The sequence below is a fragment of the Clostridium sp. DL1XJH146 genome (assembly GCF_054819755.1).
In genome coordinates this window covers 1-24416 of the sequence record NZ_JBTVVN010000046.1, presented here as the reverse complement: position 1 = coordinate 24416, position 24416 = coordinate 1, and the positions used below count along the sequence as shown (strand labels likewise).

Genomic DNA, 24416 nt, shown 5'->3' with positions numbered 1-24416 from the left:
CCGTTCCCATTCCGAACACGATGGTTAAGCTTCAACACGCCGATGGTACTGCACTGGAGACGGTGTGGGAGAGTAGGTCATTGCCAGGTCTGTTAGGATCTTTAGCTCAGCTGGTTAGAGCAACCGGCTCATAACCGGTAGGTCCGGGGTTCGAGTCCCTGAAGGTCCACCATATTTGGGGGTATAGCTCAGTTGGGAGAGCACCTGCCTTGCACGCAGGGGGTCAAGAGTTCGAATCTCTTTATCTCCACCAATAAAAAAGCAGTCTAATTTGACTGCTTTTTTATTTTATAGAAAAGTATATTTATTATTAGGATAGCTGAATTTATTCAGCTATTTTTTTATATAAAGGTATACTTATATAATATAGAAAAGCATATTTTATGATATTATATAATAATATAAGTTATTACAAAGTTAAATATCTTAAATAAATAATATTATTTTACATATAAAGGAGTATATACAATATGTTATATAGAATAAAACAGTTTTTTTGGGCCTTTAATTCAAAAATAACACAAGAAGATTATGAATTTGTGGAAAAATATTTAGAATATAATGAATTACAATTATTCAACAAGTTATCCACAATGGATAAAAAACATTCAATAAGAACTGCTGTGGAAATAGAAAGGGAACCTGTGGATAAAAACATAAATAAAAACATGTTAATAAAAGCTGGTTTATTACATGATATAGGGAAAATAACATATCATTTAAATATATTTCAGAAATCAATAATTGTAATATTTCATAATATAACAAAAGGAAAACTTAAGAAATTAGTTAGAATAAACTCTATTAATATATATTATAATCATCCATATATAGGATATAATATTTTAAAACAATATTATTATGATCAAAGTTTTTTAGAATTAATTAAATATCATCATAATAATGATATAATAGAAAATGAAGAACTACAAATTTTAAAGAAGTGCGATAATAATAATTAAATATAGGAGTGGTTAAATGAAGTCAACCGAAAGGAGAGAACAAGCATATATAGATCTATTAAATAGTAAAAGACCATTAAAAGGCCAAAAATTAGCACAAAAATATGACGTAACAAGACAAGTGATAGTAAAAGATATTGCAATTCTAAGAGCTGAGGGTAAAGAAATAGTTGCTACTCCTGATGGATATATAGTGCAGATAAATACACAAAAAAAGATTAATAAAATAATCGCAATAAGTCACGGTAAAAATGAAATTGAACAGGAACTTAAAATTGTACTTAAATATGGTGGTACAATAAAAGATGTAATAGTAGAACATCCAGTTTATGGTGAAATAAAAGCAAATTTAATGATAAAAAGTTTATATGATCTGGAGAATTTTATTTCAAAAATAGAGGAATATAATGCACAACCCCTACTAAGTTTAACAGGAGGAATTCATTTACATACAATTGAAACTGATAATAAGGAATCAATCAAGAAAATTGTAGAAGAATTAGATGCTAAAGGGTATTTAATTAAATAAAGGAGACAAATTTATGGTACAGAAAGAAAAAATTGCGTTACTCAAATGTAAAGAATATGATGTGGCTAAAATTGAAAAAAGTATCAGAAAAGGGTTTGAATTATTAGGTGGAGACTCATACATCAGAAAACTTATTCCTAAGGATAGTAAGGTACTATTGAAACCTAATATGCTAGTTGTAGATAGTAAAGATTCAATTGTAGTAACAAATTATAAATTTTTTGAAGCTGTAATAAGGGTTATTAAGGATTATTCAAACAATATTTACTTTGGTGATTCGCCTGGTTTTGGAGATTCAAAAAAAGCTGCTGAAAAATCAGGGATGATGGAAGTAGCAAATAAGTATGGTGTTAAATTTGATCCTTTTAAAGAAAGTATTGATGTCTTTCAAGACGAATCAATTCTTTGTAAATCTTGGAATGTAGCAAAAATTGCATATGACGCGGATGTAGTAATATCTCTTCCAAAATTTAAGACACATGGTATGGCATTCTTTACAGGAGCTGTTAAAAATCAATTTGGATGTGTTCCAGGTACTCAAAAGGCTGCATGGCATACTAGAATGCCTAATGCTCATAATTTTTGTAAAATGCTATTAGATCTAAATTCCGTTGTAAAAACTAACTTTGCAATAATGGATGGTATAGTAGCTATGCAAGGTAATGGTCCTAAAAATGGATCACCGTATAATTTAAATACAATTATAATGGGTGAAAGTTTAACTGCAATAGATTCTGTAGCAGTGAATATGATAGGTTATGAAGATCCACTAGAAATACCTGTATTAAAAGAAGCTTACGATAATAATTGGGGTGTAGTACTAAAAGAAAATATTCAGGTTTTAGGTGAAGATATAAAAAGTATGAAAGTGAAAGATTTTGAGTTATGTAGAAGTGGTGGAGAGTTTTATTTTATTAATCCTACTGTAACAAATTTTCTGCGTGATATGATAGCACCATATCCTAATTTAATAGATGATAAGTGTGTGAATTGCTCAAGATGTATGGAAGTATGTCCAGAGAATCCTAAAGCTATTGAAATGGTTAAAAAAAATGGTAAACTTTATCCTAAATGGGATATGAAAAAGTGTATAAGATGCTTTTGTTGTCAAGAATTATGCCCAGCTGGAGCAATTGACATTAAATATTCTCCAATAGGTAATTTACTTAGAAAAAATAAGAGGTGATAAATTGAGTAAAAAAAGAAAACCAATGTTAGCTTTAATAATTCCAATTATATTTGTCATAATAATATTTTTTGGAAGTATAGCTGATTTTTTAATTAAAATAGAGTGGTTTAAAGAAGTTGGTTATATATCAGTATTTTTTACTAGAATTACGGCAACTTTAAAATTAATGGTTCCTATATTTATAATATGTTATTTAGCAATATATTTCTATTATAAAGGAATAAAGAAAAGTATTATTAAGATAAAAACAGTAGTTGAAATAGATCCAAAAAGAAATAAATTAGAGAAAAAAATTTTTATCATAGCAAATGTTATTATTTCTTTATTTATATCTTTTTCTTTTTCATCAACATATTGGTATAGAATTTTACAATTTACTTATTCAAAAGCTTTTAATGTAAAAGATCCTATTTTTAATATGGATATATCATTCTTTATATTTAAGCTTCCATTAATTGAATCATTATACAATGTATTTATGTCTTTAATAGTATTTTTAGTGATAGTTACAGTTGTGATATATTTTATAATGAATGTTAAAGATAAAATAGTTGAAACAAGAGATATAAATGTAGTTAGTTTGAAAGATTTTAAAAATGGATTAACTAACTTTGCAGGACATCAGCTTGCAGTTGCAGCAGCTCTATTTTTACTATTATTATCATTAGGATTTATGATTAAAGCTTGGAATCTTGTATATTCTTCAAGAGGTGTTGTTTTTGGAGCTAGTTATACAGATGTAGCAATTACCTTAAAATTTTATTATATAACATCAGTAGCTTCATTGTTAGCTTCTATAGTAGTATTCGTAAGTATATTGAAATCAAGGGTTAAACCGATTATAGCATCTGTTATTGTTATAGTTTTATTAGTTGTTTTAGAAGCAATAGTTGGGGGTATAACTCAAAGATTATATGTAACGCCTAATGAAAAGGTTCTTGAGACAAAATTCATAGATTATAATATTGAATATACTAAAAAAGGATTTAATATTGATACTATAGATGAGCAAGCATATGCATTAAATAACGACCTTGATTCAGAAATAATTGCTGAAAATAAAGCAACAATCGATAATATTAGAATTAATGCCGTTGAACCTGCTAAAGAATTTTATAATAACGTACAAAGTATAAAAAATTACTATCTATTTAATGATATTGATATTGATAGATATACTATTAATGGTAAGTATAATCAAGTTTTTATTACACCAAGAGAAATAGACCTAGAAATGCTTAAAGATAAATCAGATACATGGCAGAATAAATATTTAACTTATACTCATGGTTATGGTGTTGTTATGAGTAAAGTTAATTCAGTAACAGTAGATGGAAAACCTGATTTTGTAATAAAAGATATGCCTGTTACAAATTACACTGATTTAGAATTAACTAATCCAAGAATATACTTTGGTGAAAATACCAACGACTACACAGTAGTTAATACTGGTCTTGGAGAACTTGATTATCCAAGTTCAACAGGAGAGAAAAAATTTGATTATGATGGAGATTCAGGAATAAAATTAAATTTGTTTAATAGATTTTTATTCGCTATTAATAAAGGTGAGACTAATTTCTTATTATCAAGTTCTATAACCTCTGATAGTAAAATATTCATTAATAGAAATATAATGGATAGAGTATCAGAAATCGCACCATTTTTAACTTATGATAGTGACCCTTATTTAGTAATAAATAATGGTAGATTATATTGGATGATAGATGCATATACAACTTCTGATAGATACCCATTTTCTGAACCTAAAAATGGTATTAACTATGTTAGAAACTCTATTAAAATTATAGTTGATGCAGTGGATGGAAATACTGATTTTTATATAGTTGATGAAGATGATCCGATTGCAGCGTGCTATGCCAGCATATTCCCTGAATTATTTAAGTCTATGGAAGAATTACCAGATGGATTTAAAGAGCATTTTAAATATCCAGAAGATATATTCTTAACACAATGTGAAGTTTTAGAAAGATATCATGTAAGTGATTCTAATGTGTTTTATAGAGGTGATGATATTTGGGATATTTCTAAGAACTCTAAAGTTATAGAAGGGGAAACACTTTCTAATCAAGCAACTAATTTGATTATGAAACTTCCTAATGAAGAAAATGAAGAAATGGTTGTAGTTCAATATTTTAATTTCCATGAGAAAGAAAATATGGTTGCTATGCTTGGTGGAAGAATGGATGGAGATAACTATGGTAAATTAGTTCTTTATAGATTCCCAACAGATATACAAACAATAAATAGTCCAACTTTATTTAAATCTAAGATAAATCAAGATACTACAGTATCAAAAGAATTATCATTATGGAATAAGGAAGGTTCTGAAGTACAGTTTGGAGATACTATAATTATTCCAGTACAAAATAACCTACTTTATGTAGAACCTATTTATTTAAGAGCTCAGGGTGAAAATAGTATACCTGAGATGAAAAGAGTAGTTGTTATGTACGATGATAAATTAGTACTAGCAGAAAATATTAAAGATGCTTTAAATCAGTTATTTAATTATAAAGAGATTATTGATGGAGAAATTACTGACGAAGATATTGTAAATGAAGTAATTGATGATAAAGATAATATAGTAGATGAAGGTATAAAGATAGACCAGTCCCAATTGGAGAAAGCAACAGAATCTTATAATAATGCATTAGAAGCACAAAAAAATGGTGATTGGGCTAAATACGGAGAATATATTGACGAGTTAGGTAATATTTTAGAAAATTTAAAAGAAGAATAATAATAAAAATAATAGACATAGTATTTTATTGGAAGACTATGTCTATTATAATTCTTGGTAGTAAATCATAGTATTGTGAAATATTTTATTGACAATTGGTAATATTATAACTATAATAGTAAAAAAATGATTTATATATTAATCTGATGATAGGGCAAGTAGCAAAGTTGAAGTTTAAGAGAGTCGGTGGCTAGTGTGAATCGATACTTATAATTTTGTGAATCCACCTTTGAGGGATTGTGATGAGCAATACGCTGAAGTACGTTATACTTCTAAAGAGAGTTTATTCTATATAAACTAATAAGGGTGGCAACGCGGAGTCTATTCGTCCCTACAAGGGGCTAAGTGGACTTTTTTTTGCGTTCATTTATATGAGTTTATATAAAAAATTTAATATAAGTTTTTGCTTAAGTTTTATAATAGAGAAGTTATAAGTGAATATTTAGAAAATTGATAGCTAAAAAAGCTATATAGGAGGTAGTATAAATGTTAGATTTAAAAAGAATAAGAATTAATCCAGAAGAAATAAAAGAAGCTATGAAGGGTAGAGGAGAATCTTTTGACAATGGATTAATTGATGAAGTTGTAGAACTTGATAATAAGAGAAGAGAAATACTTGTAGAAGTTGAAACATTAAAAAATAAAAGGAATTTAGAATCAAAAAAAATTGGGCAGTATAAAAAAGAAAAAAAAGATGCTAGCGGTATAATGGCAGGTATGAAAGAATTATCAGATAAGATAAAAGAGGATGATGTTAGGGTATCTGAGATAGATGAAAGATTAAATTATATACTTTTAAGGATACCAAATATACCTAATCAAGAGGTACCTGAAGGTTCTACTGATGAAGATAATGTGGAAATAAGAAAATGGGGAGAGCCAACTCAATTTGATTTTGAAACAAAAGCTCACTGGGATGTTGGCATGGATTTAAATATTTTGGATTTTGAGAGAGCAGGCAAAATATCAGGATCTAGATTTACTGTATATAAAGGTCTAGGTGCAAGACTAGAGAGATCAATAATCAATTATTTTTTAAATACGCATACTGATGTACATGGGTATACAGAAATTCTTCCTCCTTATATGGTTAATAGAGATAGTATGATAGGAACAGGTCAATTACCAAAATTCGAAGAAGATGCATTTAAAGTAGAAAATAATGGTTTCTTTTTGATCCCTACAGCAGAAGTACCTGTGACAAATCTATACAAGAATGAAATATTAAAGGGTGAGGAACTTCCAATAAAACATGTAGCATACAGTGCATGTTTTAGAGCAGAAGCAGGTTCAGCAGGAAGAGATACTAGGGGACTTATAAGACAACATCAGTTTAATAAAGTAGAGCTAGTTAAGTTTACTAGACCAGAAGATTCATATTCAGAATTAGAAAAGTTAACAAATGATGCTGAGAACGTCTTAAAAGGCTTAGGTATTCCATATAGAGTAGTTAGAATATGCAAAGGTGATTTAGGCTTTACAGCAGCTTTAAAGTACGATATAGAGGTATGGATGCCTAGCTACGGAAGATATGTAGAAATATCTAGCTGTAGTAATTTCGAAGACTTTCAAGCAAGAAGAGCAAATATTAGATATAGAGATGAAAAAGGAAAGCCACAATTTATACATACATTAAATGGTTCAGGAGTTGCTATTGGTAGAACTGTTGCTGCAATATTAGAAAATTTCCAAAATGAAGATGGAACTGTTACTATTCCAGAAGTATTAGTACCTTATATGGGAACAAATAAAATAACTAAATAAATTATTAAAAATGTATTGACTTAGTGACGATATCTTGATATAATAACTATCGTCGCTAATATGGAGAGATGGTCGAGTTGGTTTAAGGCACCGGTCTTGAAAACCGGCGTGCGTGTGAGCGTACCTAGGGTTCGAATCCCTATCTCTCCGCCAGTTACAAATTATTTTAAATGGCACATGGAGAAGTACTCAAGTGGCTAAAGAGGCGCCCCTGCTAAGGGTGTAGGCTGGGAAACTGGTGCGCGGGTTCAAATCCCGCCTTCTCCGCCAGTTATTATCTAAATTCTATTCAATATATTTACTATATATTATTTTTTTTGCACATAAAACAAAAACAATTATTGTGGAGAGATGGTCGAGTTGGTTTAAGGCACCGGTCTTGAAAACCGGCGTGCGTGTGAGCGTACCTAGGGTTCGAATCCCTATCTCTCCGCCATTTTATTTTTTGAACACATAAGAGAAATTTAAGAAGATTAATTCAGTTGAATTATTTTTTTTATGTGATAATATAAATTTGTTAAAATTAAATATGCGTGAGTAGCTCAGTTGGATAGAGTAGCTGGCTACGAACCAGTTGGTCGGAGGTTCGAATCCTCTCTCGCGCACCAAAAAACCTAGTAATCGTAATGATTACTAGGTTTTTTAAATTTAATAATTAAATATTCTAAAACAAACCAATATGTAATAAACATATAATTTTACCAAATATAATAATAAAACCTAATTATTATGTTTGTAGTATAAGATAATTATGATAAAATTAAAACAATAAGTAAACATGGGTTGGGGTGAAAAAATTTGAATATCGATCGGAATAAAGTAAAACAGATAATAGAAGATGAAGAAGATAATATAAAAAAAATATTGATTTATTATAGATTATTTGAAGAACTAGAAAATTCAGATTTAAAATATTCCTATGAACTTGCACAAGAAGGTTACAATTTATCTATTAAAAATAATTTCGAAAAGGGAATAACTGAAGGACTCATAAAAAAAGCAAGAATTATGTCACTTTTAGAAAATCAATATGAAGCAATTCAATTTTTATTTGATGCACTTCAAAGAGCTCAAAAAGAGAATAGGTTTGAATATTTAGTTGAAATATATAATTTATTAGGAAATATATATACTTCACTTAATAATTATGATGTTGCTTATAATTATTATACTGATGCCTTAGATATTATTTCAGAAAATGATTATAAAATAAAATATGCAAGTGTTTTAAATAATATAGGAGAATTATATAAGGAATTAAATGCTTATGATAAAGCATTAGAATACTATAATGAAAGTCTAAAACAGCTTAAAAAGGATAACGAAATAAAATTTATTGGAATTCCTATGCTGAATATAGGGTATATTTATTTTGAGTTAGATCAATTAAAAAAAGCTCTCAATTTTACAAATAAAAGTTTAGATATAAGTAACGAGATTAAAGATAAAATTGGGGTTACGCATGCATTATACCAATTAGGTGCTATAGAGAAAAAAAATAATAATGATGAAGCAGCCTTTAATTATTATAGTGAGGCTTTAAATGTAAATAAAGAAACTGGTGATACTCAAATAGAATCAAAAATATTCAAGGATATAAATGATTTGCATATTAGAGCGGGTAGATATAAAGTAGCTTTAGCTAATTTAGAAAGAAGTTACTATATTGCAAATCAAACTAATAATAATACAAACCTACTAAATATTTATAAGCAATATTATCAGTTGTATGAAAGAAAAGGAGATTATAAAAATTCATTTATTTTCTTAAAAAAATATACTGATGTAAAAGAAAATAAATTAGCCCAAAATAATGGTTTTAGAATAAAAAGTTTTGCTCTTTTAAATAAAATACAACAAACAAATAAAGAAAAAGAAATTATTAGTTTAAAAAATAATGAATTAAGTAAAAAAACTAGAGAATTACAGGAAGCATATAATAATATCACAGTAATAAGTCAAATTTCAAAGAATATTATATCTACAAAGAAATTAGAAGAAATATATGAGGATATATATATTAGAATAGATTCTCTTATGAAAGTAGATGTTTTAGGTATTGGAATTTATGATGATAAAAATAAAAAAATAAATAATAAATATTTTAGAGAGAATAATATAAGATTAGAAGAAAAGATTATCGATGCAAATAATAAGAATAGTTTAACTGCATGGTGCGTTAGAAATAAAAAAGAGGTTTTTATAAATGATTATAATAAAGAGTTAAGCAAATATTTAGATAATAAAACAAATATTTATAAAGATGAAAAAATAAAATCAATAATTATTTATCCTTTAATTATTGAACAAGAAGTACTAGGTATTATAACTGTACAAAGTAGTACTATAAATGCCTATACGAAAAATTGTTTAGATATGATAACTGTTTTAAGCTCGTATATTTCTATTGCTATTGATAATGCAACAAAATCAGAAAAATTATCTTTAGAAATTGCAGAAAGAAAGATAGCACAGGAAGAATTAGAGGAAGCAAACTATAAATTATTAAATTTGTCTCAATCAGATGGCCTTACAGGTATACCTAATAGGAGAAGATTTGATGAGTATTCAGCAGATATATGGGCTATGAGCCAAAGAAATAAAGCAAGTGTAGCTATAATAATTATTGATATAGATAAATTTAAAGAATTTAATGATAATTATGGTCATTTAAATGGTGATAAGGTAATTAAATTTGTAGCAAGAACTCTTGAATATACAATTAAAAGGTCTACTGATCTATTAGCCAGATTTGGTGGAGATGAATTTGTTGTAATTTTACCGAATACAGATAAACAAGGGGCTACAGTAATAGCTCGTAGAATGATTAAAGAAATTAAGAAATTGAATTTAGAACATAAGTATTCTTCTGTAAGTAATAGAGTTACAATAAGCATGGGTATTTCTTCATGTATACCTAGTCATAATATTTCAATGGAAAAGCTTCTAGATTATGCAGATAAAGCTTTGTATGAGGCTAAAAACTTAGGTAGAAATGGATTTAAATCTTTAGGCTTGTAGAGGAGGATAATATATGAAAATTAAAATTATTGGTAACTGGGGTGCGTTTCCAGAAAAAGGAGAGGCATCTACTGGATATTTATTAGAAATAGATGGATATAACATATTAATTGATTGTGGAAGTGGAGTGTTATCTTGTCTGCAAGAATATATTAGTTTAGATGATATAGATATAGTGATTTTATCTCACTATCATTGGGACCATATTGCGGATATTTTTCCATTCCAATATAATTGTAAGATTTCCACTGCACTTGGTAGGAGAAAAAATCCTTTAGAAATATATGCACATACTAAAGATAATAGATTTAATCAATTAAATTATGGTGGGGCATGTATTGCAAAAGAAATTAACAAAGATACAAAACTTACATTTGGAAAAGTAAAAGTTACTTTTGAAGAAGTTAAGCATCCAGCTTATGGATTTGCAATGAGATTTGAAGAAAACGGAAAAATTTTTGCTTTTAGTGGAGATACAGAGTGGTGTGATGGTCTAATTAATATTTCTAAAGAGGCAGATCTGTTTTTATGTGAATGTTCTTTATTTGATGATCAATTAGGTAAATTCAAAGGACATCTTACACCTGGAGAAATTGGTAAAATCTCAAATATGAATAGTATTAAAAAAGTAGTTTTAACGCATTTTCCTCATTATGCAGAGATTAAATTATTAAAAACAGAAGTAGAAGCAATCTTTAGAGGTGAAGTTGAATTAGCTAAAAAAGGAAAGGAATTTTTTCTGTAAAGGAAAAATTCCTTTATTATATTTTAAAAAGCAATTGAAAATAGAGTTTATAATCTACCGGACCTTATTATTGATATTAGGAGCCAAAATCCAAATATAGCGGCTATTAAGTAACCTGTTATTCCAATGAATGAAATATCAAATACTTTTGGACCAATATTGCTATTTATAATAAGCGATGATCCTATAATCATAGATGATAATATAAGAGCAGAAACTAAGCGATTTACCATCTTATTTAGTTCTTTTATTGGTTCATTTAGATTATTATGATCTAATTGAATTTTGGTTCTCCCTTTAATTAAATTGTTTGCTAGTTCTGATAATTTTGAGGGTAGTGAAATTGAATCTTTAGAAATGGAAATGAATTTAAGTAGAGAATCATTAAAATCGAATGATTCTAATAAACTAGTGCTATTTTTTTCTTTAATATATTCAATTGCAATATCTAAGATTTTCAAATCAGGTGATAATTTTGCAACTACACCTTCTATAATAACCAATCCACGTAGTAGCATAGTAAATTCACGAGGTACGCCTATATTATTTCTTTTAGCAGCATCAAAAACTTCTTTTAATAATGTAGAAATTTTTATATTACTTAATGAAGTAGATAAATAGCTGTCCATTAGATAATCTATATCTTCATATAATTTATTTCTATTAACATAGCCTTTTTTTATACCTATAGACATAATTACGGAAATTAATTCATCTATGTCCTTATATGCAAAAGCAAATATCATTTTATTTAAAGATTTCCTTAAGGCAGGAGATAGAGAATCTACCAATCCAAAATCTATAAAGCAAAGTTTCTCTTTTGAAACAATTATATTTCCAGGGTGTGGGTCACAGTGAAAAAAACCATCTTCAAAAATTTGCTTTAGATAAGAAAATACTAATTTTTTACTTAAATCTTTTAAATTGTAACCTTTTTTTCTAAGGGATGAAACATTATCTATTTTTTCTCCAGCTATATATTCCATTGAAAGAACTTTTTTTCCTGAGAATTTGTATATAATATTCGGAACATAGATATAACTAATATCTATATTTAATGATTTAAACTGTACTTGATTATCTAATTCGTGAATAAAATTAAGCTCATTTTTAGTTGATTTTCTAAGTTCGTCTAAAGCATGTATAGGATTAATTAATGAATCATTAAATTTAGCTTTTGTAAGGTTCAAAATTCGATATAGGATAGATATATCTTGTTTCATTTTTTCTTCAATATTTGGCCTTTGAATTTTAACAATTAAATCATTACCGTGTAATTTTGCTCTATGAACTTGAGCAATAGATGCTGAAGCAATGGGAATAGGATCAAAGGCATCAAAACACTCATTTATATTTTTATTAAATTCTTCTTTAAATACAGAATTAATATCTTCGAAACTTTCTTCTTTGGCACTATCTTGAAGCTTTGATAGTTCTTTTATGTAATCTTCAGGTAATATATCTGGACGGGTACTTAAAATCTGACCGATTTTTATAAATGTTGGGCCTAATTCTTCAAAAGCTTTTCTTAAATTTTCCGGAGATTTATTATTTTTTGTGAATTTTGAATTGACTAGATAGCCAAAACCGTAATACGCAAATGTCTTTACAATTTTTCTTAATCTGTTTACCGAATTATTCTTCATAAATACCTCTTTATTGTTGTAATATTATTAGCTTACTGATTTAATATAAAGTATATCCACCATTTAGAATAATTATAATCCTTTTTAGAGTTTAATAGTTTGATAAAGTATTAAATAAATATTAAATTTATTTAGTGAAGAGTATATGGTAAATAGAAAAACACTTCGCTAAAGGTTAATTTAGCGAAGTGTTTTGGACAAGTAAATAAATTAGAGTTGACAAGAATATAATTCTGCAATAGAATATTTAAGTAAACGAATTATGCATTCGTAGCTCAGCAGGATAGAGCGTCCCCCTCCTAAGGGGAAGGCCGGAGGTTCGAATCCTCTCGAGTGCACCAAAATAGTTTCGCTGTTGCGAAACTATTTTATTTTAGATTTTTTTAATATTTCAGAAGTTCCATTATTCTCCCATTTCTCAACTTGGGTGATAGCTTCAGAGGGAGTATATCCTTTACCAACAAGTAAACCTGATAAAATAAATTCTTGGAATAAATGTTCAGGATTAATTCCTTCATTAAATTCTTCTTGAGCTCGTTCTACTAGAGGTGAAATATATTCCAAAGTTTCATCAGGATTATTTACATTATATGGTTCTTCTTCGGAATTTCGCATCTTTTTATTTTCGGTAAATATGAAATTATATTTATTTGAATGTTTTAGTTCATCGGTTATAATATCAAAAAGAATATCCCTATAATATCTACCTGGAAGGCCTCTTCGTATTTTTCTGTATTTTTCTACAGCTTTTAGTTCACCAAATAAGGCTCTTTCTATTCCATCTAGATAACTTCTAGGTTTAATAAATTCCTCATCTTCGGCGACTATAGCCTCTTTGCCAGTAATAGATTTATAAATTCCTTTAAATAGTCTATTGTGTTTTTTTTCATCATCCCTAATTGAAGAAATTATATTTTTTTCTTTTCTATTTGGAGCCACACTGATTAAGTAATCATAAAATAATTCATCAGACTTTTCATCTCCAATTGCTTCTAAAATTAATTCAAGTGATTTTTGAAGTGCTATTTGATTATAGTTTTGATTGAAACCATACCCATATCCTGGTTGTTGATACATAATTGCCTCCTAAAATTATTACAATAATATAATATTTAAGTTTATAGTATTTGTTACTTAAATATTTAAGTTTAAAATATCTATTACTTATAAATATAGAGTATTTAGTATAAAATTTAACTTATAATTGTTGTAAAATATAGGCATATAAGATAGTTTAGAATATGTATAAAGTTATAGGTTGGTTGAAAAATTTAATATGGGTATTTATCAAGAAGCCCCACTTCAACAAAGTAAGTGCAGGGTAGATCACTATACAATGAATATGTGGAATGTTTATTTTTAAAATAAAAATCGTAATATTAATTATTAAGGAGATGAATATTTTGAAAAAAAACTATATGGATTTAGCTATAAAAGAGGCTAGAAAGGCATATATTAAAGGAGAAGTGCCAGTAGGTGCGGTTTTAGTTAAGGGAGATGAAATTATTGCTAAAAGCCATAATTTAAGAGAAATATTAAAAGATTCTACGGCACATGCTGAAGTTTTAGCAATAAGAGAAGGATGCAGAAAATTAAAGGATTGGAGATTAACTGGATGTGATTTATATATAACATTAGAACCTTGTCCCATGTGTGCGGGTGCAATTGCTCAAGCTAGAATAAATAGAGTTTTTATAGGTACAGCAGATATTGCAAGCGGAAGTTGTGGTAGTATTATTAATATTCTTCAAAATGAAGCTTTTAATAATTATGTAGATATAGTTTGGATGTACAATAAAGAATGTAGTGATATATTGATGGAATTTTTTAAAGAGAGAAGAAAAGAAAAATTACCATAAGTTAAATATAATAACAAAAATACTTGCATTATTTAAATATTTAGTTATATAATATACAGATATCTATATAATACTTTAAAAATTATGAGTATTAATGTTGAAATATAATTAGCTACATAGTATAATAGTTTTTGCTGACAATAAAATAATTTATATGGAGAGATGTCTGAGAGGTCGAAGGAGCACGCCTGGAACGCGTGTGTAGGGGAAACTCTACCGAGGGTTCGAATCCCTCTTTCTCCGCCAAGGTCGTGCTAGACGGGAAGTTAGCGGTGTCCTGTAACCTGCAATCCGCTATAGCAGGGTTGAATTCCTTACCTAGGTTTTAAGTTGTGGGGCCTGCCCTATATAAGTGGCGTTGATAATCGGGCCTTGCGCAACGGGAACTCATGAACCTCGTCAGATCCGGAAGGAAGCAGCGATAAGTGAGATCTCCCGTGTGCCGCAAGTCAACCTGATTTGAGTTAACTGTATAGGTAACGCTCATGACTTATTATCAAAGTGAGGTGCACGACTTTTTATATTTTATTTAAGCTAATTAATAAGGACATTTTGCTTTTGCAAAATGTCCTTAATTATATTAAAAAAAGTATAGCATTATAAAAAAGTGGTATAATTATGATATAATTAAGAATACTTAAGATACGGTTTTATTAGAATTGTAGCTCTTTATTTAAACAATACTTTTAGTATTAACAATATTTTAAGATAGATATTTATAATAAAGCTAATTATATTAAAATAGTATGGGGTGTTTAAATTGGCATATACTGCTTTATACAGAGAATGGAGACCTAAAAGATTTGATGAAGTTGTAGGTCAGGAACATATAACAAGAACTTTAAAAAATCAGGTTAAAAATGATAGAACAGCTCATGCATATTTATTATGTGGTACTAGGGGTACAGGTAAAACTTCAACTGCTAAAATTATTGCTAAAGCTGTAAATTGCTTAGATTTACAAGATGGAGAGCCCTGCAACAAATGTGAGATGTGTACAAAAATTAACGCAGGCATTGCAATGGATGTTGTTGAAATGGATGCAGCATCACATAATAAAGTAGAACATATTAGAGACTTAATTGATGAAGTAAAATATCCACCACGAGATGGTAAGAAAAAAGTATATATATTAGATGAAGCTCATATGCTTACAACTGGAGCTGTTAATGCATTCTTAAAAACATTAGAGGAACCTCCAAAATATGTTACATTTATATTAGCAACAACTGATCCTCAAAAACTACCTATAACAATATTATCAAGATGTCAAAGATATGATTTTAAAAGAATAAAGAATGATGATATCTTTAATAGAATGTTTAATATTACACAAAGTAATGGAGTTTTTGCTGAAGAAAAAGCACTTAGACTTATAGCTAGAATGTCAGATGGAGCTATGAGGGATGCTTTATCAATATTAGATCAATCAATTTCTATGGGTGAAGGTAAAATTGAATATGATAGTGTATTAAATATGTTGGGATTTGTTACTAATGAGAATTTACTACAGTTGACAGGTTCAGTAATAGATAAAAATGTTGAAGTATCTATGAAAGTTGTAGATGAAATTGTACTTGGTGGAAAAGATATTAATTTATTCTTAAAAGAATTTGTTCAACATATGAGAAATTTATTGATGGTTAAAGTAAGTAATAATCCAGAAGATATTTTAGATATGTCCAAAGAAAATATTGAACAAGTAAAATTACAAGCGGCAAGGATTACTGTTGAAGAAATAATGAGATATATATCTATAATTCAGGAAACTGAAAGCCAAGCAAAATGGAGTAATCAAGGTAGGATATATCTAGAACTAGCTGTTATAAAAATGTGTAAAATCGAATATGATACATCTAATGAGATAATTCTTTCAAGATTAAATAAACTAGAAAGAATTATAAAAGATGGGAAAATACAAATTATTAATGATGCACGATATAATAATGGAAATAATAGTAGAGAAGCTAAAGATAATTTAAATACAACAGGTATTTTAAAAGATATAGCTGAAAAAAATAGTTATAAAAGAAATAATAAAGATATAAATAGTGAAGTAACTAATAGTAAAGAAAATATTAATTCTGATTCTAAAATTACAATTAGTGATGTTCAGAAAAAATGGATGGATATTTTAGAACTTCTTAAGGCTAGAAGGCATATGGTTATTTATGCAGCCTTAACTACAGGTAAACTTGAAAGTTGTAGTGGTGGTATTATAGAAATTAAATATGAAAACCAATATTCATTTAATAAGAGAAGATTGGAGAAAGATGACAACAGAAAAATTGTAGAAGATATATTTAGTGAGGCACTAAAAGAAAAAGTTAGAATAAAATATACTATACAAGAAGATAAGCAAGAAAATAAAGAAGATATTCAAAATAGAATATTAGAAGCTTTTGGCGAAGATTTTGTAGAAATAATTGATGAATAATTACCTTAATGGTAAAATATTAAAGGATTTAATAGTTAAATAAATAGGAGGTATAACACATGGCAAAAGGTGGTTTCCCAAAAATGGGTGGAATGGATATGGGTAAGTTGATGAAACAAGCCCAAAAGATGCAAGCAGATATGGAAAAAATGCAAAAAGAATTAGAGGTAAAAGAATTTGCGGCTACAGCAGGTGGTGGAGCTGTTAAAGTAGTAGCAAATGGGAAAAAACAAATAGTTAATATTGAAATTAAACAAGAAGTAGTAGATCCAGATGATGTTGAAATGCTTCAGGATTTAATATTATCGGCATGTAATCAAGCACTTCAAAATGCAGATAGTGAAACAGCAGATAAAATGCAAAAATTAACAGGTGGAATGAACATGCCTGGAATGTTCTAGATGAGGTGAAAAATGGATTTTTATCCAATTGCAATAGAAAAACTAATTGAAGAATTTGCCAAACTTCCTGGGATAGGCTATAAAACAGCACAAAGGCTAACTCTTTACACATTAAATTTACCAAGAGAAGAAGTTAATGAATTTGCAGAAGCGCTAATCAAAGCCAGAGGAACAATCAAGTATTGCTCAGTTTGTGGTAATTTTACTGATTCTGATCCATGTGCTATTTGTTCTAATCCTAATAGGCAAAATGATATTATATGTGTAGTGGAACAACCTAAAGATATTATGACTATGGAAAAAATAAAAGAGTACAATGGTCTTTATCATGTTCTACATGGTGTAATTTCTCCTATGACAGGAAAAGGCCCAAACGATATAAACCTAAAAGAATTGATAAGCAGGATGAATGATGAAGTAAAAGAAGTGATAATAGCTACTAATCCTAATGTAGAGGGTGAAGCAACTGCAATGTATATATCAAAAATACTTAAACCCCTTGGCATTAAAGTTACAAGAATAGCCCATGGTGTTCCAGTAGGTGGAGACCTAGATTATGCGGATGAAATAACTTTATCAAAAGCTTTAGAAGGTAGAGTAGAATTATAATTACAATATTTGGTATAAACCTCCAATTGTTTGTCTATAAATAAAATATAGAAAATAATTTAGGAGGTGTTTTTATGTATAAAGATAATATAACTAACTTAATTAATAAAAAAATTAGTGATAAAGAAGATGCAGAAATTATTATAAAAGAAATTGAGAAGGTAAAGATAGAATTAGAATTAGCTAGAAATTTTTTTGATGATGCTAAAGATAAAAATCTTATAGATTATGCAATTTATGAAGAAAAGGCAGCTAGATCAAAATATTTGTATTTATTAAGTATAGCTAAAGAAAAAGGAATTGAAATAAGTGGTGAATACTTAATTAGTTAATTAACATATTATAAAGGTGGGAAAATAAAGTGGTATATTTTATTTATTTTCTAATAGGTATAATTCTTCTATATCTTTTGGGAAAGTTCTTGGCTATTCCATTAAAAATACTTTGGAAATTAATAGTTAATGGTATATTAGGAGGGGTGTTATTATTAATTTTTAATTTTTTTGGATCATACTTTGGAATGGTATTAGGGATCAATATTGTAACGTGTTTAATTGCAGGTTTTTTTGGAATACCTGGTATAATTTTTATGGTAGTGTTTAAATTTATTATATAGATGAATATAAATGAAAGTGAAGTCAAATAAATGATTTCACTTTTTATTTTGTTAAAAAACATAAAAAATAATTACAAATAATTGAAAAATAATAAAAAGTTTACAAAAATCAGCTAAAACTGATATAATTAAGTTATACAATCTTGGAGGAGGAGACTTTTGTGGAAAGGAAAGTTATTATTAATTATCAAAAGGGAATTCATGCAAGAGTTGCAGCAATGATTATAAAAAAAGCAATTGAAATTAAGAAAAAGTATAATGTTGACATTTTCATTTCAAATGATATTAAAAGAATATCAGCAACATGTTTAATGCCTCTTATTACGATGAAAATTAAAAAAGACAATCAATTAATAGTAACGACAATAGGTAATGATGACCAAAGGGCTTTGGAAGAATTTTGTTTATTTATTGAAAGTGATTTTGAAATGAAAGATAAAGAAACTATGAATATAGTTGATAATATTCTTCAAGATAATGCGATTACATGGGAACAGGTAAGTAATTCCATTGAAAATGGGATAATTGTAATCGATAACAATAATATAATAACAGTTTTTAATCCCGCGGCAGAAAAAATGACAGGTATATCAGCAGAAAATGCAGTAGGTCGAAAAATTTATAAAGTTATTGCAAATACTAGACTTCATATAGTAAATAAAACAAGGAAATCAGAATTAAATAGAAAAGAAAAATTCGGGAATAATATATTTTTAACTAATAGAAGTCCAATTATAGTTGATAATGAGCTAAAAGGAGCAGTTGCAGTATTTATTAATATTTCTAGCTTAGAGAAAATAACATATGAGTTAAATGAAGTAAAAGAATTAAAAGAAAGAAATCAACTAATACTAGAATCTGTAGGAGATGGTATTTGTGTTATTAATAAAGAGGGCATAATAATTTATGTAAATAAAGCATATTTAAATATTTTGAATATAGAAGAGATTGAAATAATAGATAAAAATATTAGAGATATATCACCAAATGGGGCCAGAATGAAAGTGCTAAAAACAGGTATTCCTATTATTGGAGAAATAAGAAAAAAATGCAATAATATAACTGTAGTTGCAAATGTAAATCCTATTAAAGTAGATGGTAGTATTAGTGGTGTAATATCTGTAGTGAAAAATATTAATGAAGTAAAGTATTTATCAGACAAACTACATAAGATTTCAGCTAAAGCAGAATATTTAGAAGAACAATTAATAAGAACAAAACAACCATTTGAAACATTTTCTAAATTTATAGGCAAAAGTGGTAAAGCAATAGATACATTAGCAATTGCTACAAAAGCAGCTAAAGTAAAATCTTCAATATTAATTCGTGGTGAGAGTGGAACTGGAAAAGAATTAATTGCAGAAGCTATCCACTATTCTTCAAATAGAAGGAATAATAGCTTTATAAGAGTTAATTGCGCGGCTATACCATCAAATCTTTTAGAAAGCGAACTTTTTGGACATGAAAAAGGTTCTTTTACTGGTGCTATTAAGAAAAAATTAGGAAAATTTGAACTTGCTAATAAGGGTACAATTTTTTTAGATGAAATTGGAGAAATGGATTTTAGTATGCAAGCAAAACTTCTAAGAGTATTACAGCAAAAAGAATTTGAAAGAGTAGGTGGAGAAGAAACGCTACATATAGATGTTAGAATTGTAGCAGCAACTAATAAAAATTTAGAGCAAATGTGCAAAGAAGGTACATTTAGAGAAGATTTGTATTATAGATTAAATGTTGTTCCAATAATTATTCCACCTTTAAGAGAAAGAAATAGTGATATACCACTATTAATTGAGTATTTTATAGATAAGAAGTCTAAAGCAATGAGTAAAAATATTAAAGGTATAAAAAAAGAAGCTATGGAGATATTGATAGAGTATAAATGGCCAGGTAATGTAAGAGAGCTAGAAAATATAATTGAAAGAATACTTACTTTGACTGAAAATTTATATATTGATATAGATGACCTACCTATTTATATAAAACAAAATAAGTTAAATTATAATAATAATTTCAAGTATCAATGGGATAATAAATTTGGGGATATTATAAATAATGAGAGGATACTTACTCTTAGCGAATATGAAAAAGTAATAATAAAAAAAGCACTTGAAAAATATAATAGTTTTAATGCTGCGGGTAAAGCACTTGGTATAAGTCATAAGACAGTGGCAGCAAAAGCAAGAAAGTATGGAATAGTAAATGGGAAATAAATAAGTTGGGAAAAAAGTGCAAGTTGTTCAAAAACACCAAGGAAATATATTCTAATTGGTAAATTTGAACAATAAATTCTCAGATGTATAAAACACAGTTAACTATAAAAAAAGAAAACAAAATATAAAACAAGTCAAATAAACGTTTACAAACATTTTGAGATTTTAATCTTCTTTTGGCATAGAGATTGCTAAATATATTTGTGAATTAACAAAAATAGTAGGAGGAGTTATTATATGTCTAGTTATATGGCAGAGTTTCTTGGTACATTAATTCTTGTTTGGCTTGGAGATTCAGTTGTTGCAAATGTTGTATTATCAAAAACTAAAGGAAATGGATCAGGATGGATTGTTATAAGTACAGCGTGGGCTATTGCAGTTGCTATACCAGTATTTATTTTTGGAGGTATTAGTGGAGCACATATTAATCCGGCAGTAACTATTGCGCTTGCTGTAACAGGCGGTTTTTCATGGGCTCAAGTTCCGGGATATCTTATAGCTCAATTTATTGGAGCAATTTTAGGAGCTACACTTGTATGGTTAACTTACTTACCTCATTGGAAAGAAACGGAAGATAAAGCAACAAAGCTAGGAGTATTTTCAACTGGACCAGCTATCAGAAATTTAGGAGCCAATTTTCTTTGTGAATTCTTAGGAACTGCTATGCTTTTATTCGGAATATTAGGATTAGGTCAGGCAGAAATGGCTGCTGGTGTATCTGCTTTAGCTGTTGGACTTTTAATATTTGTTATAGGTCTTTCATTAGGTGGACCTACAGGATATGCTATTAATCCAGCAAGGGATTTAGGACCAAGAATAGCACATTTTATACTTCCTATAGATGGAAAAGGAGATTCAGATTGGGGATATGCATGGGTACCAGTTGTTGGGCCGATTTTAGGTGGAATAGTAGGTGCATTACTTTTTAATTTATTCTTTTAAAAAATAATTATCAAAACATAATCTAACGAAGTTGCAGAAACTTTTTGGTAAAACTAAAAAGTTTCTGTTTAACTAGTATCAAAACATAAAAATAAGAGGAGGATTTTATATGAAAAAATTAATCAATGACCCTAGTGCAGTAGTAGAAGAAATGTTAGGTGGTATTATTGCAGCTCATCCTGAATATGTAAGGAAATTAGAAGATGCAAATGTTCTAGTTAGAGTTAATTCACCTGTAAAAGGGAAAGTTGCTTTAGTGAGCGGTGGAGGAAGTGGACATGAACCAGCACATGGTGGATATGTAGGTACGGGCATGCTTGATGGTGCAGTTGCAGGAGATGTATTTACTTCACCAACTCCAGACCCAGTATATAAAGCTATTAAAGCAGTAGATAGTGGCGAAGGTGTATTATTAGTTATTAAAAATTATGAAGGCGACGTAATGAATTTTGATATGGCAAAAGAAATGGCTGAAATGGAAGACATAAAAGTAGAAAGTGTAGTAGTGAATGATGACGTTGCTGTAGAGAATAGTTTATATACAACAGGTAGAAGAGGAATAGCGGGTACAGTATTTGTTCATAAAATTGCAGGTGCAAAGGCAGAAAAAGGAGCATCACTAGAAGAAGTAAAAGTAGTAGCTGAAAAAGTTATTTCTAACGTAAGAAGTATGGGAATGGCCCTTACCCCATGTATAGTTCCGGCAGCTGGTAAAGCAGGATTTACTTTGGCAGAAAATGAAATGGAAATAGGTATGGGAATTCATGGTGAGCCAGGTACTCATAGAGATGAAGTTAAAAAGGCTGATGAAGTAGCAGAGCATTTACTAAATAAAATACTTGATGATATGAAACTAAATAAAGGAGAAGAAGTTGCTGTTATGGTAAATGGATTAGCTTCTACTCCTCATATGGAATTGTATATTATCAATAATAAAGTAAATAAAATGTTAAAAGAAAAGGATATAAAAGTTTATAAAACTTTTGTAGGAGAATTTATGACCTCATTAGAAATGGCAGGATGTTCTATTACACTGCTCAAACTTGATAGTGAATTAAAAGAATTATTAGATGCGACAGCAGATACTCCTGCATTTAAAACTTTATAATTATCGGAGGAAAAAATTGATGAAACTAAAAAGTAAAGATGTGATTGAAGTTATTAATGAGATAGCAAATACAATAATAGAAAATAAAGAATTATTAACAGATTTAGATGCAGCTATTGGCGATGCTGACCATGGAATTAATATGGAAAAAGGATTTTTAGCAGTAAAATCAAAACTTAGTACAGTTGAATATATGAAAATATCAGATATTTTAAAAACTGTAGGAATGGTGCTAGTTAGTACAGTTGGTGGAGCATCTGGGCCACTTTATGGAACTGCATTTATGAAGGGATCTTTACCTGTTAAGGAAAAAGAAGAAATTGATATTAATGATTTTGTAGAGATTTTAGAAGCAGCTCTTGCTGGAATTAAAATGAGGGGTAAAGCTCAATTTGGAGACAAAACTATGATTGATGCGATACAACCAGCAATCGAAACTATGAAAAATGAAATAGAAAAAGGAACAGACGAAGTAATTGTTTTGGAAAAAGGAAAAGAATCTGCAATGCAAGGAGTAGAAAAAACGAAAGAAATTATAGCAAGGAAGGGAAGAGCTAGCTTTTTAGGGGAGAGAAGTATAGGACATCAAGATCCAGGAGCTACTTCTAGTTATTTGATTTTAAATACTATATATGAAGCAATTAAAAATAGAGGATAAACTATAAGTTATTGGAGTGATATTATATGGTAGGTGTAGTAATAGTATCACATAGCAAAGCAATTGCAGAAGGTACAGTAGATATGGCATCACAAATGGCATTCGATGCACCTATTGCAGCGGCTGGTGGTACTTCAGATGGAAGATTAGGAACAGATTCAGAAAAAATAATGAAAGCAATAAGAAATGTATATTCAGAAGATGGAGTGATTGTTCTCTTTGATATTGGAAGTGCGTATATGAATGCAGAGATATCATTGGAACTGTTAGAAGAACAATATCAAAGTAATGTAGAAATTGTTGATGCAGCACTGGTAGAAGGAGCAGTTTCAGCTGCTGTTGATAGTAGTGTTGGAAAGAGCATGGAAGAGATTAAAGAAACTTTAAAGCAACTAAAACTTGGTAAAATGCCTTAAAAAAAGCGCCCGAGGCGCTTCTTTTTTTTGTATAAAGTAATATAAAATCAAATAAATAATGCACAGGTAAAATTGTTGAATTTGGTAAAATTATTATTAAGTGGAGGTATATAGATTATCACTAAGGACTTATATCGAAAACTAATCGTGGCGTGTCATCATAAGTAAAAGCTAGTTATATAGAGTAAAACTTAGAAAAATAGGTATAATTTAATGAGAAGGGTGATTATAGAAAGACAAGGCTATATATATTTGATATTATATACGAGTCGCCGAAATACTTCGGTCCGGCAGCAAGAAATTATTAATCAGAAAATTTAAAAAACTTTTAAATTTTACTTGACAAAATAACTTCTAAATGATAAGATGTAAAAGTCGCTAAAACAAAGCGACAGAGTATTGATCTTTGAAAACTAAACAGAGATTTAAGCCAGTCAATAAATATATTTTTGAGTAAAGATTAAACTTTTCAAATTGAGAGTTTGATCCTGGCTCAGGACGAACGCTGGCGGCGTGCCTAACACATGCAAGTCGAGCGAT

At 28.7% G+C, this 24416-nt stretch carries 20 protein-coding genes, 8 tRNA genes, 2 rRNA genes, 1 other RNA gene and 1 other annotated feature; of the genes, 29 read left to right on the top strand and 2 right to left on the bottom strand.

Features of this window, described 5'->3' with window-relative positions; all coding sequences use genetic code 11:
* The 14 genes from rrf to ACVHXK_RS16110 form a co-directional block, all read left to right on the top strand.
* A 5S ribosomal RNA gene (rrf, locus tag ACVHXK_RS16175) occupies positions 1-89 on the top strand; the annotation flags it as partial.
* Between the two features lie 6 nt (positions 90-95).
* A tRNA-Ile gene (locus ACVHXK_RS16170) sits at positions 96-172 on the top strand.
* Between the two features lie 5 nt (positions 173-177).
* Positions 178-253 (top strand) — tRNA-Ala (locus ACVHXK_RS16165).
* A 217-nt stretch (positions 254-470) separates the two neighbouring features.
* Positions 471-962, top strand: a complete 492-nt coding sequence (locus ACVHXK_RS16160; RefSeq protein WP_461207441.1) for an HD domain-containing protein — start codon at positions 471-473, stop codon at positions 960-962.
* 16 nt (positions 963-978) lie between these two features.
* Positions 979-1491 carry a 3H domain-containing protein gene (locus ACVHXK_RS16155; RefSeq protein WP_461207440.1) on the top strand — a complete coding sequence of 171 codons (513 nt, stop codon included), beginning with the start codon at positions 979-981 and terminating at the stop codon, positions 1489-1491.
* A 13-nt stretch (positions 1492-1504) separates the two neighbouring features.
* Complete coding sequence (locus ACVHXK_RS16150; protein WP_461207439.1) at positions 1505-2677, top strand: DUF362 domain-containing protein; 1173 nt, start codon at positions 1505-1507, stop codon at positions 2675-2677.
* A 4-nt stretch (positions 2678-2681) separates the two neighbouring features.
* Positions 2682-5441: a UPF0182 family protein gene (locus tag ACVHXK_RS16145; protein ID WP_461207438.1), complete on the top strand. Its 2760-nt coding sequence runs from the start codon at positions 2682-2684 to the stop codon at positions 5439-5441.
* A 137-nt stretch (positions 5442-5578) separates the two neighbouring features.
* Positions 5579-5777 (top strand) — a binding site (T-box leader).
* Positions 5778-5927: 150 nt separating this feature from the next.
* Positions 5928-7205, top strand: a complete 1278-nt coding sequence (serS, locus tag ACVHXK_RS16140) for a serine--tRNA ligase (protein ID WP_461207437.1) — start codon at positions 5928-5930, stop codon at positions 7203-7205.
* Between the two features lie 62 nt (positions 7206-7267).
* A tRNA-Ser gene (locus ACVHXK_RS16135) sits at positions 7268-7358 on the top strand.
* Positions 7359-7384: 26 nt separating this feature from the next.
* Positions 7385-7475, top strand: a tRNA-Ser gene (locus tag ACVHXK_RS16130).
* A gap of 75 nt (positions 7476-7550) precedes the next feature.
* Positions 7551-7641: transfer RNA gene (locus tag ACVHXK_RS16125), tRNA-Ser, on the top strand.
* Positions 7642-7736: 95 nt separating this feature from the next.
* Positions 7737-7813, top strand: a tRNA-Arg gene (locus ACVHXK_RS16120).
* A gap of 190 nt (positions 7814-8003) precedes the next feature.
* Positions 8004-10226, top strand: a complete 2223-nt coding sequence (locus tag ACVHXK_RS16115) for a diguanylate cyclase (protein ID WP_461207436.1) — start codon at positions 8004-8006, stop codon at positions 10224-10226.
* Between the two features lie 13 nt (positions 10227-10239).
* Positions 10240-10971, top strand: coding sequence for an MBL fold metallo-hydrolase (locus ACVHXK_RS16110; RefSeq protein WP_461207435.1), 732 nt, complete (start codon positions 10240-10242; stop codon positions 10969-10971).
* 47 nt (positions 10972-11018) lie between these two features.
* Here ACVHXK_RS16110 and ACVHXK_RS16105 read toward each other — a convergent pair whose 3' ends face one another.
* Positions 11019-12617 carry an ABC1 kinase family protein gene (locus tag ACVHXK_RS16105; protein WP_461207434.1) on the bottom strand — a complete coding sequence of 533 codons (1599 nt, stop codon included), beginning with the start codon at positions 12615-12617 and terminating at the stop codon, positions 11019-11021.
* Between the two features lie 264 nt (positions 12618-12881).
* On the opposite strand from ACVHXK_RS16105, the gene ACVHXK_RS16100 reads away from it, so the two are divergent.
* Positions 12882-12958: transfer RNA gene (locus ACVHXK_RS16100), tRNA-Arg, on the top strand.
* A gap of 22 nt (positions 12959-12980) precedes the next feature.
* Here ACVHXK_RS16100 and ACVHXK_RS16095 read toward each other — a convergent pair.
* On the bottom strand, positions 12981-13694 hold the full coding sequence (locus tag ACVHXK_RS16095) for a ferritin-like domain-containing protein (protein WP_461207433.1): 714 nt from the start codon (positions 13692-13694) through the stop codon (positions 12981-12983).
* A 341-nt stretch (positions 13695-14035) separates the two neighbouring features.
* Here ACVHXK_RS16095 and ACVHXK_RS16090 point away from each other — a divergent pair, with 341 nt between their 5' ends.
* The 14 genes from ACVHXK_RS16090 to ACVHXK_RS16025 all read left to right on the top strand — a co-directional run.
* Positions 14036-14476 (top strand): nucleoside deaminase, encoded by a 441-nt coding sequence (locus tag ACVHXK_RS16090; protein ID WP_461207443.1) that lies wholly within the window; start codon positions 14036-14038, stop codon positions 14474-14476.
* A 156-nt stretch (positions 14477-14632) separates the two neighbouring features.
* Positions 14633-14722: transfer RNA gene (locus ACVHXK_RS16085), tRNA-Ser, on the top strand.
* Between the two features lie 3 nt (positions 14723-14725).
* An RNA gene (gene ffs / locus ACVHXK_RS16080) (signal recognition particle sRNA large type) lies at positions 14726-14990 on the top strand.
* A 246-nt stretch (positions 14991-15236) separates the two neighbouring features.
* Positions 15237-16913, top strand: coding sequence for a DNA polymerase III subunit gamma/tau (gene dnaX, locus ACVHXK_RS16075; protein ID WP_461207432.1), 1677 nt, complete (start codon positions 15237-15239; stop codon positions 16911-16913).
* 59 nt (positions 16914-16972) lie between these two features.
* The gene (locus tag ACVHXK_RS16070; RefSeq protein ID WP_461207431.1) at positions 16973-17314 is read left to right on the top strand and encodes a YbaB/EbfC family nucleoid-associated protein; all 342 of its coding nucleotides are present in this window, start codon (positions 16973-16975) and stop codon (positions 17312-17314) included.
* 12 nt (positions 17315-17326) lie between these two features.
* Positions 17327-17923: a recombination mediator RecR gene (recR, locus tag ACVHXK_RS16065; protein ID WP_461207430.1), complete on the top strand. Its 597-nt coding sequence runs from the start codon at positions 17327-17329 to the stop codon at positions 17921-17923.
* 74 nt (positions 17924-17997) lie between these two features.
* On the top strand, positions 17998-18255 hold the full coding sequence (locus ACVHXK_RS16060) for a YaaL family protein (RefSeq protein ID WP_461207429.1): 258 nt from the start codon (positions 17998-18000) through the stop codon (positions 18253-18255).
* 29 nt (positions 18256-18284) lie between these two features.
* A complete protein-coding gene (locus tag ACVHXK_RS16055) occupies positions 18285-18539 on the top strand; it encodes a pro-sigmaK processing inhibitor BofA family protein (protein ID WP_461207428.1) in 255 nt (84 codons plus the stop codon).
* Between the two features lie 161 nt (positions 18540-18700).
* Entirely contained in the window at positions 18701-20752 is a 2052-nt protein-coding gene (locus tag ACVHXK_RS16050; RefSeq protein WP_461207427.1) for a sigma 54-interacting transcriptional regulator, read from the top strand.
* Between the two features lie 237 nt (positions 20753-20989).
* Complete coding sequence (locus tag ACVHXK_RS16045; protein ID WP_461207426.1) at positions 20990-21694, top strand: MIP/aquaporin family protein; 705 nt, start codon at positions 20990-20992, stop codon at positions 21692-21694.
* Positions 21695-21803: 109 nt separating this feature from the next.
* A complete protein-coding gene (gene dhaK / locus ACVHXK_RS16040) occupies positions 21804-22802 on the top strand; it encodes a dihydroxyacetone kinase subunit DhaK (RefSeq protein ID WP_461207425.1) in 999 nt (332 codons plus the stop codon).
* A gap of 19 nt (positions 22803-22821) precedes the next feature.
* A complete protein-coding gene (dhaL, locus tag ACVHXK_RS16035; protein WP_461207442.1) occupies positions 22822-23460 on the top strand; it encodes a dihydroxyacetone kinase subunit DhaL in 639 nt (212 codons plus the stop codon).
* Between the two features lie 26 nt (positions 23461-23486).
* Positions 23487-23876: a dihydroxyacetone kinase phosphoryl donor subunit DhaM gene (dhaM, locus tag ACVHXK_RS16030; RefSeq protein ID WP_461207424.1), complete on the top strand. Its 390-nt coding sequence runs from the start codon at positions 23487-23489 to the stop codon at positions 23874-23876.
* Between the two features lie 470 nt (positions 23877-24346).
* Positions 24347-24416: ribosomal RNA gene (locus ACVHXK_RS16025) — 16S ribosomal RNA — on the top strand; the annotation flags it as partial.